11 protein-coding genes are annotated in these 13,962 nt (G+C 45.3%); 8 read left to right on the forward strand and 3 right to left on the reverse strand.

The features are described 5' to 3' along the window. The first annotated feature begins 11 nt into the window (after positions 1-11). The 8 genes from EDD70_RS13365 to EDD70_RS13400 all read left to right on the forward strand — a co-directional run bounded on the left by EDD70_RS13365 (position 12) and on the right by EDD70_RS13400 (position 10,597). Positions 12-494 carry a methylated-DNA--[protein]-cysteine S-methyltransferase gene (locus tag EDD70_RS13365; RefSeq protein ID WP_092756192.1) on the forward strand — a complete coding sequence of 161 codons (483 nt, stop codon included), beginning with the start codon at positions 12-14 and terminating at the stop codon, positions 492-494. Between the two features lie 216 nt (positions 495-710). After that, complete coding sequence (locus tag EDD70_RS13370) at positions 711-3,107, forward strand: glycoside hydrolase family 94 protein (RefSeq protein WP_092756194.1); 2,397 nt, start codon at positions 711-713, stop codon at positions 3,105-3,107. Between the two features lie 14 nt (positions 3,108-3,121). Beyond that, on the forward strand, positions 3,122-4,534 hold the full coding sequence (locus tag EDD70_RS13375; protein WP_092756196.1) for a phosphoglucomutase/phosphomannomutase family protein: 1,413 nt from the start codon (positions 3,122-3,124) through the stop codon (positions 4,532-4,534). Between the two features lie 184 nt (positions 4,535-4,718). After that, positions 4,719-6,473 carry a sensor histidine kinase gene (locus tag EDD70_RS13380; protein ID WP_162840936.1) on the forward strand — a complete coding sequence of 585 codons (1,755 nt, stop codon included), beginning with the start codon at positions 4,719-4,721 and terminating at the stop codon, positions 6,471-6,473. A 107-nt stretch (positions 6,474-6,580) separates the two neighbouring features. Beyond that, positions 6,581-7,897, forward strand: a complete 1,317-nt coding sequence (locus EDD70_RS13385) for an ABC transporter substrate-binding protein (protein ID WP_205408622.1) — start codon at positions 6,581-6,583, stop codon at positions 7,895-7,897. Positions 7,898-8,007: 110 nt separating this feature from the next. Continuing rightward, the gene (locus EDD70_RS13390; protein ID WP_092756305.1) at positions 8,008-8,904 is read left to right on the forward strand and encodes a carbohydrate ABC transporter permease; all 897 of its coding nucleotides are present in this window, start codon (positions 8,008-8,010) and stop codon (positions 8,902-8,904) included. 11 nt (positions 8,905-8,915) lie between these two features. Then, positions 8,916-9,827 carry a carbohydrate ABC transporter permease gene (locus EDD70_RS13395; RefSeq protein ID WP_341465132.1) on the forward strand — a complete coding sequence of 304 codons (912 nt, stop codon included), beginning with the start codon at positions 8,916-8,918 and terminating at the stop codon, positions 9,825-9,827. 11 nt (positions 9,828-9,838) lie between these two features. Next, positions 9,839-10,597 (forward strand): response regulator transcription factor, encoded by a 759-nt coding sequence (locus EDD70_RS13400; protein WP_092756200.1) that lies wholly within the window; start codon positions 9,839-9,841, stop codon positions 10,595-10,597. Positions 10,598-10,638: 41 nt separating this feature from the next. On the opposite strand, the gene EDD70_RS13405 is transcribed toward EDD70_RS13400, so the two are convergent. From EDD70_RS13405 to EDD70_RS13415, 3 genes are all read right to left on the reverse strand, one after another. Then, positions 10,639-12,696, reverse strand: coding sequence for a M28 family peptidase (locus tag EDD70_RS13405; RefSeq protein WP_242943183.1), 2,058 nt, complete (start codon positions 12,694-12,696; stop codon positions 10,639-10,641). 159 nt (positions 12,697-12,855) lie between these two features. Further along, a complete protein-coding gene (locus EDD70_RS13410) occupies positions 12,856-13,137 on the reverse strand; it encodes a hypothetical protein (protein ID WP_092756202.1) in 282 nt (93 codons plus the stop codon). Between the two features lie 277 nt (positions 13,138-13,414). After that, a complete protein-coding gene (locus tag EDD70_RS13415; protein WP_092756204.1) occupies positions 13,415-13,843 on the reverse strand; it encodes an Hsp20/alpha crystallin family protein in 429 nt (142 codons plus the stop codon). Positions 13,844-13,962: the final 119 nt, after the last annotated feature.

A 13,962-nucleotide genomic window follows, 5' to 3' on the forward strand; every position in this document is an offset into this window, starting at 1 on the left:
GGATGAAAAATATGAAGGCAATCTGGTATTACGACACACCAATCGGCAAAGTTGCAATTGCAGAAAAAGAGGGTTCTATTACAAATTTGTATTTTGAAACAGACAGTATCCCGCAAGAGCGCGACTTTGCCCAATGCGAAACTGATGTAATTAAAGAGGCTCATCGTCAGCTGCAAGCCTATCTTGCAGGTACGTTACAAGAGTTTTCGCTGCCTCTTGCTCCTGCTGGCACACCGTTTATGCAGCAGGTTTGGCAGTGCCTTTGCCAAATACCGTACGGCGCAACCGCAAGTTACAAGCAAATAGCGCAAATGGCAGGCAACAGCAAAGCCTGCCGTGCTGTGGGGCTTGCGAACAACAAAAACCCCATACCGCTTTTTATCCCTTGCCATAGGGTTGTGGGCAGCAGCGGTAAGCTGGTAGGCTACCGCGGCGGGCTCGATTTAAAGAAAAAGCTTTTAGCCCTTGAAAAAGTTTCTTCAATAGTGAAATAAATATCTGCAATCAAAAACAGCTGTCAATCAAAAAAATTGGCGGCTGTTTTTGTTTTTATGCAATATAAAACATTACCTTAGCAGGTAGTCGAGGTAACCGAACAACAAGATTCAAATATTCACACCTTTGTCTATTCCACCGGCTCTGCCCCCAAAGCTATAATGGTATTAGAGTAACTCGATGTGTAAATTTTGATGTTTGAGGAGGGCTTTGCAGTGCAGTACGGCTATTTTGACAATAAAAAAAGAGAGTATGTCATCAACAGGGTAGATGTGCCCGTTTCATGGACGAACTACATCGGCGTTAACGAGATGTGCGGGGTGCTCAACCATACAGCGGGCGGGTACCTGTTTTACAAATCACCCGAATACCACCGTATCACCCGCTTTCGCCCAAACGGGGTGCCGATGGACCGCCCTGGCCACTATGTATATGTGCGCGATGATGATACGGGCGAATACTGGAGCATTTCGTGGCAGCCTGTGGGCAAACCGCTTGATAAAGCGCGTTACGAATGCCGCCATGGGCTTTCTTACTCGCGTTACATTTGCGATTACAACGGAATCAACGCACAGCAAACGCTGTTCATCCCAATAGAAGACCCTGTGGAATTATGGGATGTAACACTGCATAACAGCAGTGACAGAGAACGGCACCTCAGCATTTTTTCTTACTGTGAGTTTTCGTTTCATCACATTGAAATGGATAACAAAAATCATCAAATGAGCCTGTATGCCTCCGGTTCGTCTTATCAAGACGGCATAATTCAATACGATTTGTTTTACGAAGAGGATGGTTATCAGTTTTTTACGTCTAATTTTACCCCAGATGGTTACGACTGTGTGCGTGATGCCTTTTTAGGCAGTTATCGCACAGAAACTAACCCCCTCGCGGTAGAACGTGGTGCGTGCAGCGGCAGTACCGAGTTTGGGGGCAACCACTGTGCTGTTCTGCATAAAAAAGTATCGATTCAATCAGGGGAGAACGCGCGCTTACTCTTTATGCTGGGTGAGCAGGGTTACGAAAATGCGAAAGTGATGCGGAAAAAATACTCCGATGAAGCTACAGTAGACCGTTGCTTTGCCGATTTGGCAAAGTTTTGGGACGATAAATTGAGCCGTTTGCAAGTAAACACCCCCAACGAGGGGATGAACACGATGCTCAATATTTGGACGCTATACCAAAGCGAAATTAACGTGATGTTTTCGCGTTTTGCTTCGTTTATTGAGGTTGGAGGAAGAACAGGGCTTGGCTACCGAGACACCGCCCAAGATGCCATGACGGTGCCGCATTCCAACCCGCAAAAATGCCGTCAGCGTATCATCGAGCTGCTGCGTGGCTTGGTGACGCAGGGCTACGGGCTACACCTGTTTCAACCCGAGTGGTTTGACCCTCAAGAGAAAAAGCAAAGCTTTAAATCCCCAACGGTGGTGCCTACCCCCAACAAATCTCAGATGATTCACGGGTTAGAGGATACCTGCGCAGATGATGCCCTGTGGCTGATTGCTGCCATTGTAGAATACATTAAAGAAACAGGCGAGTTTTCATTGCTCGATGAGACAGTTACTTATGCCGACGGCGGCAGCGGAACAGTGTACGAGCATATGACGAAAATCCTCGATTTTTCAACAGAGCAAGTTGGTGCAAATGGCATTTGCAAAGGGTTGCGAGCCGACTGGAACGATTGCCTCAATTTGGGTGGCGGCGAAAGCGCCATGGTAAGCTTTTTGCATTACTGGGCACTGCAATATTTTATCGAGCTTGCATGCTATGTCGGCAAGACAGAAGATGCCGCTAAATACGGCGCAATTGCAAAGCAGATCAAAGCAGTAAGCGAAAAAGTGCTGTGGGACGGCAAATGGTATGCCCGCGGCATCACGGCAAAAGGGCGTAAAATAGGCGTGCAAAGCGACAGCGAAGGCAGGGTTCATCTCGAAAGCAACGCGTGGGCGGTGCTTTCGGGTGTTGCAGGCAAAGAGCATGGCGAACTTTGTATGGATTCGGTAAATGAATACCTGTACACCCCTTACGGACTGATGCTGGTTGCGCCTGCCTACAGCACCCCCGACGATGACATCGGCTTTGTAACGCGTGTATACCGCGGAGTAAAAGAGAACGGTTCCGTTTTTAGCCACTCCAACCCATGGGCGTGGGCGGCAGAGGCAAAGCTGGGCAGGGGTACCCGTGCTATGAAGTTTTATGATGCGCTCTGCCCCTATCATCAGAACAATCTTATTGAAATCCGCCAAAGCGAGCCGTATTCCTACTGTCAGTTTATTATGGGCAAAGACCATACTGCACATGGCAGGGCACGTCACCCGTTTATGACCGGTTCGGGCGGCTGGAGTTACTTTGCGGCAACTCGCTTTCTGCTCGGCATCCGCCCCGATTTTAATCATCTGATGATTGACCCCTGCATTCCTTCACACTGGCAGGGCTTTACAGCAGTACGCAAGTGGCGCGGCGCTACCTACAACATTACGGTGCAAAACCCCAACGGGGTGGAAAAAGGCGTAAAAACCGTCTTGCTTGCAGGTAAAACATTAGAGGGCGGAGCGGTACCGTGCCAGCCTACCGGCAGCGTCAACGATGTAACGATTATAATGGGATAGGAGAAACAGTACATATGATTAAGTTTGGAACAGGCGGCTGGCGAGCGATTATCGGGGACGATTTTACTAAGGCAAATGTTCAGCTGCTTACCTGTGCGCTTGCACGAATGATGAAAGATTCGGGTAGTGCAGAAAAAGGTTTTTGTATTGGATATGACCGCCGTTTTCTCTCGGCAGAGGCGGCAAAATGGGCGGCAGAGGTGATGGCAGGCGAGGGGATTCACTGCAAGGTGCTCGACCGCGAAGCCCCAACCCCGCTGATTATGTTTACCGTAAAGCAATTGAATCTGGATTACGGTATGGCAATTACCGCCAGCCATAATCCAGCCATTTATAATGGGATTAAGGTGTTTACTTCCGGCGGAAGAGATGCAGACGAACGTGTCACCGCCGAAATCGAAATGTATATCGCCGACCTTTGCGGAAAGCCAATCAACACAATGAATTACAATAAAGCAATCGATTGCGGTACGGTAGAAGAAATCGATTCATTCAACGATTATATCGACAGTATTTTATCTGCGGTAAATACCGAGGCAATTAAGCAAAGAAGGCTAAAAGTTGCGCTTGACCCGATGTACGGCGTCAGCCAAACCTCACTGCGCACGATATTGCTTACTACACGTTGCGATGTAGAGGTAATCCACGAGCGCCACGATACGCTGTTTGGGGGCAGGCTGCCTGCACCCAATGAAGATACTATGAAAAGCCTTGTCAACTACGTGCTTGACCACCATTGCGACCTTGGTGTTGCAACCGACGGGGACGCTGACAGAATCGGTGTGATCGACGACTGCGGTGAGTTTTTGCACCCCAACCGCATCCTAACCCTGCTGTACTATTATCTTGTAAAATACAAGGGCTGGCATGGCCCTGTTGTGCGCAACAATTCCACTACGCATATGCTCGATAAGGTTGCCGAAAGCTTTGGCGAAAAATGCTACGAAGTGCCCGTAGGGTTTAAGCATGTTTCGGCTAAAATGCGCGAAACCAATGCGGTCATCGGCGGCGAAAGCTCGGGCGGGCTTACGGTGCGCGGGCATATTCAGGGCAAAGACGGTATCTATGCCGCGGCTTTGTTGGTTGAAATGGTTGCCGTCACAGGCAAGCGTTTATCCCAACTGTACAAAGAAATTCTCGATACCTATGGCATTTTGTATACCCATGAAAGCGATTACCGCATGACAGCCGAGTGCAAGCAACAACTTACCAAGCTGCTGTTTGCAGATAAACTGCTGCCGGAGTTTTCACTGCCTATCGAGCATATTTCATACCTTGACGGCTGCAAAATCTACTTTAAAAACGGGGGATGGATTATCGCTCGCTTTTCGGGTACCGAGCCATTGCTTCGTGTTTGCTGCGAAATGCAGCAGCAGCATCTTGCCGAGCAAACAGTGCAAACATTGCAAGAGTTTTTGAAATTGTAAAACCCCTTTTTCTCCTTTCTATATAGAAAGAACCTCCGCTCTTTGCTGCAACATTGAATTGCTGTACAAAGGGCGGAGGTTCTTTTGTAGCAATGCCTTTTTAAACCTGTGGTGAATGCGCTGTCTTGTGTGATATGGAAAATAATAGTATACTCGAATGAAAGAGTACAAGGGGGATGTTGATTTGAATAGGAACCTATGCAAAAAAATGGGGAAGCCTTCGCTCAAGTGGGAGCTCATTGCCATTGTTTTGGCATGTTGGATTTTGCCGGTACTGATTATTGTGGGGGTACTGGGGTATTACATCAACAACAACATCAACAACCAAATTATCAATACCATCAGCACATCGGTGGATAACGCGGTAAAAACAAGTAAAAACCGCATTGAAGCAGCGGTGGCGGCATCGCGCAATGCTTCGTATGCCCCTACTGTAAAAGCGTCGTACTATGCATATCAAAGTACGGGAGATCATGAGGCTTTATACGGTAAGGTATCCGCGTTTTTGTCGCAGCAATATAAATATGATGATAAATTTCTCACCACCATGCTTTATTACATCGACGCCCCCGACCGTATTTACTATACATATAACGACGGTTATTCCGGCAGCTATTCCGGTGTACGTAAATACCTGCAGGATGTACACGAAAAAGTGCAAAAGCTCTCTCAGGGGCTGGGTACCAAAGTGGAGTTTCTCAATGTAAACGGCAGTGTCTATATGGTGCGCAACATCCTCGATTACAACAAGGTGTTTGAACCCTATGCCGTGCTTGTGATGGAACTGAACCCCGATGTGATGTTCGAAGGCATCAAAAACGTTGTGTGGGCAACCGATGCCACCATTTGGCTGAACAGCACATCGGTGGTGCTGCGCGGTGATGCATTCGACCTGAATATGAAACGAATTGTTTTTGAAGAGGGCAGAAGTAATTTTCAAAATTACCGCGGTGTTTCGGTGGTTTCGGGTATGGAGGATTTGCAAATTTGCCGCCTCAGCTACGCGGTGGGGGTAGACCGCATTTCATTAATGCGTGAGCTGTCGAGTTTTCAATCTATGTTTATTGGGGTTTTGCTGCTCATTGTTCCTCTGTTGGGGCTTGCAATTTGGTTTTTCTATGGTACCATATCGCGCCCGATAAGCAGCTTAATCGGTGCTGCAAGCATCATCGAGCGGGGCGAACTCGGCTATCAAATCAATTCGGATTTTCATAATCGTGAGTTTCAATACCTAACCGATGCGTTCAATAGTATGTCTGCAAAGCTGAAATACCAGTTCGAACGCATCTACAGCGAAGAGCTTGCCCTGCGAGACGCAAAAATTATGGCTTTGCAATCACAAATCAATCCGCATTTTCTCAACAATACGCTCGAAATCATCAACTGGGAGGCTCGGCTTGCCGACAATATTAAAGTTTCGCGTATGATTGAAGCACTTTCTACTATGCTGGATGCAGCGATGGACAGAAAAGGCAAACCTGTGGTGCGCCTTTCGGAAGAGATGATGTATGCGGATGCATATTTATATATTATTGCCGAACGTTTGGGCAAGAGGCTTGCTGTAAAAAAAGAAATTGACGAAACGTTACTCGATTGCAAGGTGCCCCGCCTGATTATGCAGCCGATTATTGAAAATGCGGTAGAGCATGGAGTACAGGCGCAGCAACGAGGCGAAATTATTATACGTATATACAGCGAGCAGGGTAAACTGATTTTGGAAGTAGAAAACAACGGTACACTAACCCAAGAGGATGAGAAGCACATTGCACAATTGCTTTCATCAGATTATGATGCGAAAGATGAAAACTCCGGCAATTTGGGTATCAGCAACGTAAACCAAAGGCTTAAAATTATTTACGGCGAAAAAAGCGGGCTTACAATCAAAACAGACAATAATGGACACGTTGTAGCTAAAATAATAATAGACTCTGCACAATGAAATACAAGAAATAGCAAGACGGTCTATTATCTTTTAAGGTGTGGCAGTGTAATATAAGAGTTACAAGAGATATCCACCGAAAGATTAAAATTTATGGAGGTTGTATCATGAAACGAATTATAGCACTGGTACTTGCCATTGTTCTTTCCGCGGCAATGTTTGCGGGTTGTCAGAAAACTCCGGCGCCCCCCGAGAGTGATGCCGGTTCAAGCACAGCGCCTGCAGTTGGCAATAAGCCCGTTGAACTTACCGTAGTTACTTCTTACGGCGGCGACGACGGCAATAGGGCAAACTACGAAAATGCGTATAAAGCGTTCGAAGCTGCAAGCGGCAACGTCGTTAAGGACGCATCCGGTACATCCAACGAAGAGTGGAAAGCCAAAATTATGGCAGACTTCGAAACAGGTGCAGAGCCCGACGTTCTGTTCTATTTCAACGGAAATGACGCTAACAAACTGATTGAAGGCGGCAAGGTTGTATCCATTGAAGAAATTCGTAAAGTATATCCCGATTATGCATCCAATATGAAGGATGAAATGATGGGTGCTTCGCCTGTAGACGGCAAAAATTATTCTGTTCCGGTAAACGGCTACTGGGAAGGGCTTTTCGTCAACAAAAAAGTGCTTGCAGATTGCGGCGTTGAGGTTCCCGGTGCAGATTACACATGGGAGCAGTTTATGAAAGACTGCAAAACAATTGCGGACAAGGGCTATACCCCCATTGCCTGTTCTTTGCAAGAGGTTCCTCACTACTGGTTTGAATTTTGCACCTTTAACTTTGGTACGGTAGCAAACCATGCCACCTTGCCGGCATCTTCTTCCGATGAAGCAGGAAAAGCTTGGGTTAACGGCCTCAACGACATGAAAGCTATGTATGAAGCAGGGTTCTTCCCCAAAAACACCACCACCGCAACCGACCCTGAAACATTCCAGTTAATGGCAGACAACAAAGCTGCTTTTGCAATCGACGGTTCTTGGAAGCTCGGTTGGTTTGAAGAAAATGCTGCGAATATCGATGATTTTACCGTTACATACGTACCCGCTAAAAACGACCGCAAAGCAACCGATATGATTGGCGGCTTATCCATGGGCTACTATATCACCAAAAAAGCTTGGGATGACCCCGAAAAACAGGCAGCTTGTGTGGAGTTTGTAAAAGCAATGACTACCGATGAGGTTGTGTCTACGTTTGGTGCAACGGCTGTTACCGCTTTGAAGAACGGTACAGCTGTACCCGAAAACGCGAATTCACTTGTAACGGCTGCACTTTCTCTTACAAAGGGTGCTACCGGTGTGGCCCCTGCGGCACAAGACCTTTTAAATCAGGCAGCACGCAATGCTTTATTTGCAGATGTGAAAAACGTAGTAACAGGCAAAACAACAGCAGAAGCATCCGTTGATGCGGCACTTGCAATTAAAGGCTAACGTTTCAACAAACAAGAGTGAAGTTGTGCAAAACCGGAGAGTTGAATAAAGCTCTCCGGTTTTTTCAAAAGTCAACAAAAATGCATACATCAAAAGAGAGCGGTGAAGCAATGAACTCTATGATTTATAAAAAGAAAGGTCCGCTTGCGGTTTTTCTTACTCCTGCATTGCTGTTTATGGCTGTATTTCTTTATTACCCTTTTGTGATGAATGTTGTAAACAGTTTTTTTAACATCACCGGGCTTGGTACTGCTGCCCAGGGCATGAATACCCCTTGGTATCAAAACTATACCAAGCTTTTTACCGACCCTAACATGGCAGCTGCTTTTGGCAATACCATGTTACTTATGATTTTGACAATTGTGTTTCAGGTTGGATTTGCACTGGTTTTGGCGTTGCTAGTGGATACCATTCGCACGGGTTCGCAATTTTTTCGTACGGTATACTTTTTCCCCATCGTAATTTCTGCAACGGCACTGGGTTTGCTATTCAACTTGATATTTTTATATGATGGCGGCATGGTCAATCAATTATTGTTAAAGTTAGGTATAGCTGATGCCAATACCTTAATTGATTGGAAGGACGAAGGGCATTACTTATTTACCATGTTCTTACCTGTTATGTGGCAATATGTGGGATTTTATTTCGTGATTATTGTAACAGGGCTGAATAATATCTCACCCGATATTTATGAAGCAGCCGAGATCGACGGCGCAGGAGGTTTTAAGCGTGTGCGCTACATTACGCTGCCTTTGCTGCATAATGTGTTATGCACTTGCTTAGTGCTTGCAGTAACGGGTGCGCTTAAGGTGTTTGATTTGCCATGGGTGATGATGGGCAGAGGCATACCGATGGATCGGTCATGGCTTACAGGTACCTATATGTACGAACAAACTTTTAACGTGGGCGATGTTGACTATGGCTCAGCCATTGCCATTGTAATTGTGGTACTGGGTGTTATAATATCGCAACTTGTCAACCGCGTGCTGAAAGAAAAAGAGTATTGAGGAGGGATGTTATGACAGGAATTCAAACTGCAAAGCCGCAGTTAAAGCAGCTAAAACCGATGCCTGTACATAAGCGAAAGGCTCCTATCGGCAAAATAATCATCTATCTGGTTCTTTCTCTTTGGGCAATCACAACCATGTATCCGTTTTTTTGGGTTATCATCAACTCGTTTAAAAAGAAGGGGCTCATTCGCTCCGATTCTTTCTCCATCCCAATAGGCGATTCGTTTAGTTTAGATAATTACAGGACAGCATTTGAGCGTGTAGATATTTTGGGTGCTTACAAAAACAGCCTGATTATCTCTATTTCGGTTACTCTGGTGGTGGTACTTTTGGCGGGCTTTGCGGCTTACGGTTTATCCCGCTATAATTTCAAAGGTAAAAATGCAGTTTACTCACTCATCGTCGCAAGCATGATGTTCCCTGTGTTTTCCACCATCATACCCGTATTTCGTATGATGTTTTCTTGGAAAATCGCCAATACAGGCAATGTTGGGCTATCGCTGTTCAGCGTAATTTTGCCCCAAATTGCGGGCAATTTAGCGTTTTCCATCATTGTTTTAATGGGCTTTATCAAAAGTTTGCCGATAGACCTTGAAGAAGCAGCATTTATGGAGGGCTGCAACATCTTCCAGATATTCTTTCGTATCATTGTACCAATTACAAAACCATCGTTTGCAACGGTTGCCATCTTTACATTTTTGTGGAGCTATAACGACTTGTTTACGCAGATGTTCTTTTTGCGTTATAAAGAATCTTATACCATTACGCTGCTGCTCAACGAAATCAGTTCGCAGGCAGGGGTTAACTACGGTTTGATGACGGCAGCTGTTGTTTTGGTGGTGGTTCCTGTTTTGATTGTGTACATTTTCTTGCAAAAGAATATAATTAAAGGTATGACAGCGGGTGCAATCAAAGGCTAAGGAGGCAAAACATGTACAAGGTGTTGATTGTGGACGATGAATCGATTATTGTAGAGGGGCTTACACGGATTGTTCCGTGGGAACGCTATTGCTGCGAGGTAGTAGGTTCGGCTAATGACGGAGTAGAGGGCACTTTGGCAATTCGCAAACAAAAACCTGATATCCTGTTTACCGATATTCGTATGCCGGGAAAAGACGGCTTGGGCATGCTTGCCGGAATTAAATCGGAGTTCCCCGATATGCAGGTGACGGTGCTCACTGGTTTTCGCGATTTTTCGTATGCACAAGAGGCAATCAAGCTTGGTGTTACGCGCTTTTTGCTCAAACCTTCAAAAATGGATGAGCTGGAAGAAGCACTGGACGCAATGACAAGCAATTTGCACAGTTTGTTACATAACAGCAGGCAAACCGCGGTACAGGCGCCAACAAATCACAGTGAGGTTGCAAGCAGCTTTATTGTAAGGCAGGCTGTATCTTATATTGAAGAACACTGCAGTGAAAAAATATCATTATGCGATGTCGCCGACAAATGCTATGTCAGCCAGTGGCATCTTAGCAAGCTGCTCGGTAAATACACCAATCAAAGCTTTTATGATATCCTCAACGGCGCACGGATCGCAAAGGCGAAAGAACTGCTGTACAACCCTGCGCTGCGTATCAGCGATATTTCTGAAATGGTTGGGTATATCGATACTGCACATTTTTCTCGGGTTTTTAAAAAGAGCGAAGGGATTTCTGCCAACGAGTACCGCAATTTAAAAACAGATTGATAAACAGAAAGAACCTGTATCCATTTTGGATACAGGTTCGATTATTTTATGCAGCTTTTTAAAAGATGGGCAAGCTTATTTACTGCCTCTGTCTCTTCGACTACTGTGCGAACCAGCAGTTTTTGCTGATTTTGGCGTGCAGCATTCAGCCTTGCAATTTCATTCTCCAACTTGGGGTTCGGTTGAAGAATTTTTGCATTTAGTGACAGGATGATATCGGATAAGTCTTCTTGCCCAAGCACTCTGCCTGCACCCCACATCAAACGGTGGGCAGGCTGATGCAGTACATAGTCGCTGAAGTAGCGAAAAACAGCATTTTCAAAGTGGAATGCATACCAGTTGTTATCTATTTCGCCGATAAACGGGTCAAGTGTGCGGGTAAGGTTGCCCGAAAGCAGAGCATTTAGCGCACCTGCAATACATGCCAAATTATTTTGCGGATGCTGATGCGGGAAGATGGGTTCATCGTGCCATGTCAGCCGTACAAAAGCGTCTTCTGCAAACTTAAAAGCTTTCAGTAGGGCAGTATTCAGCGGGCGATACCGCTCGTACAGGGCTTTTGCTGCTGTTTGGTCGCCTTGGTCGAGCGCATGGCTGTATTCGCTGTTAATGTGCCCAACTATTTTGTAAACCGCTTGTGCGTGGGTAATCGCATTGTCAAGGGCACGGGTTAAGCCCTCCGATGCCGCACCGCATCCATTCATTTGGGCAGTATCCATACTGTTGCGCAGCGCTGTAAGCTGTACAGAAAAATCTAAGGGAGCAACTGCACAACGGTCATAGCAAAGCATCAGCATGCCGTACAGGTTGTGGTGAAAATGGTAAGATGGTTCGTCATATGCTTCATCATTATCAAACTGCGAGTGGTAATGCGTTTGCATAAACCCCCCGGCTGCAAAATCGTTTACCAAAGAGGGGATGCCTGAAATAGCGATAGAAAAATCATCCGACCATGTCAATACGGGGGAGGCAATGCAGATGCCGTCGGGATATGCTCCCTCTACACGCGGTACCGTCTTTGCAAACTCCGTCAAGTAGGTTTCCAGTTCGTACACACAGCGGATCACATCCTGCGAATCGTGTGCACAGGCGGGGAGCTCGAAATTGATGTTGGCGATGACTTTGCCTGCCCATTCAGGATGAATGCGGAACACTTGGTTGTATGCACCAACAGACCAATCGTAGCGCGTGTTTGAAACACCCCACTCTTCTGCAGCCATAGCACAGAAAACCAGCGTTTTTTCGGGTTGGTAGCCGCTGCCAAGCAATGCCTTGGCAATGCCCATCATCAGTGCAACCGCTGCATTGTCGTCCTGAAAGCCGGCAAAGTAAGAATCGTAATGTGCGCTCATTAAAATCATCGAGTCGGGGTCTTTTCCAATAATCTTGCCTACAATATTATAAGATTTTTGATTCAGCTTTACTTTGGATTTTGCATCAAATTTCACGGTTATGCAGTTGTTGTTTGTTGCTAACAGGTTTTTGAGCACCGCAGCATCGGCTTTTGACATGGAAAATGCAGCTGCGTTTGCAGGTCCGCAGATATCCTGCGAGTTGAGCGCGGTGGAATCCACTTGTGCATAACCTTCATCCTGTACGGCAATTACTGCAGCCGCACCCCTTAGGTAAGCCTGATAAGCAGGGTAGTTAATCCACCATTCATCACGCTGGTTAATGTCAATAAGCACGAGTTTGCCTCGCACATCTAGGGGAGCAAGATCGCAATAAGTACCTCGCCCTGCATAAACCAGTGTAAATTGCTGTTCACCTTGGGTATCAAAATTTGTTTGATACCCGCCCAACTCAAAACAACGGCTTAAACCGCTGTTATCGGTAAACGATAGCTTTGCTTTTTCAAATTCCCAACTGTCCAGCGTAAAGCCATCTTTTGTAACCTCTTGCAAACCAATTTTCTGCATTTCATGGTAAAGCATCTCACCGGTGAGAAATTCTGCTTCGCTTCCTGCAGTACGATATCCCAGTGCTTGGTTGGATTTAAATTGTTCCATCTTTTTTGCAAGGGTATACGAGTAATTTATATCAACCTGCTCTAAAAATGAGGACTGAGCCTGAGCAAGTGTTTCAATGCAGTGGTTCACGTTTTTACATCTCTTTTCTGCATGGTTTAACAGTCTAAGTATATCATTTGCGTCAAATGTGTTAAAACACTCTGATAATCTGTGCAGATAATCAATTTGTATAATAATAAAAAAAGGCATCTGCTATGCAGATGCCTTTTTTGTAAGTAGATGACTGAATTATTTTGCAGCCTCAGAGGAAGCAGCAGGAGCAGATTCAGAAGCAGCAGGTGCAGCCTCAGAAGCGGACTCGGAAGCAGCCTCAGACTCAGATGCAGCTTCAGACTCGGAAGCCTCTTCAGCAGGAGCAGAAGTTTCTTCTTCGCTCTCAGCAGGTGCAGCCTCGGAAACGCTGGTCTCCTCAGAAGGAGCTGCAGACTCGCTGCTGCTAGCGCCGCCGCCGCAAGCTGCCAAAGATACTACCATTGCTGTAGCCATCAAAAATACAAGGATTTTTTTCATATTCATTCATTCTCTTTCTTTTTTGGTTTCTTGTCCTAAAGGACTATATATTATTGTGATAAAGTTAATTAGATAACTCCGTCACAACTAACAGTTATAGTATCATTTATTTGTGAATAATCTATAAACAAACTGCAAAAAAGCATAAGATTGTACAATCTATGTAAAATTTGTGCACATAAAAACTAGAAACAGTGTAATTTTAAACGCCACCTGTTATGAACAAATGGCGTTTAAAATTATATGCATTTCTGCACTAGATTGTGGAATTATCGCATTAACGCAGCTCGATTTGTCGGGTAGCAGGAGCCTTGGATGTTGCTTTGGGCAGATTCATTTCAAGAACGCCGTTTTTATATTCAGCGGTAATTTCATCGGTTTTAATACCTGCTACATCAAAGCTTCTGCTGAACGACCCGTAACGGCGTTCTCTGCGTACAAAGTTACCTTTGTTGTCTTTTTCTTCGTTTTCTTCTTTGTGCTCGGCATGAATGGTGATCATATCCCCGTTCAGATCAATATGAATGTCTTCTTTTGCAAATCCGGGCAGTTCAGCCTGTAATACGTATTTATCGCCTTGGTCTAAGATATCGGTATTAAATGCACCCATACTGCCTAAAATATCGCCAAAAAAGGTCTTTTCAAAATTATCAAAATAGTTGGACAGACTTCTCTGTCTGCGGTCAAAAGGTGTTAAATCAAACATAAAAAAGCCTCCAATCAAAATAATATAATGATGTAATGTTATGAAAGTAAACTATGCAGCTACATTTTAATCACCTACTTTGCTTAATATAGAGTGTATAATTGTTTTTCTTTTATGGC

Source organism: Hydrogenoanaerobacterium saccharovorans (assembly GCF_003814745.1).
Lineage (GTDB): Bacteria > Bacillota > Clostridia > Oscillospirales > Ruminococcaceae > Hydrogenoanaerobacterium > Hydrogenoanaerobacterium saccharovorans.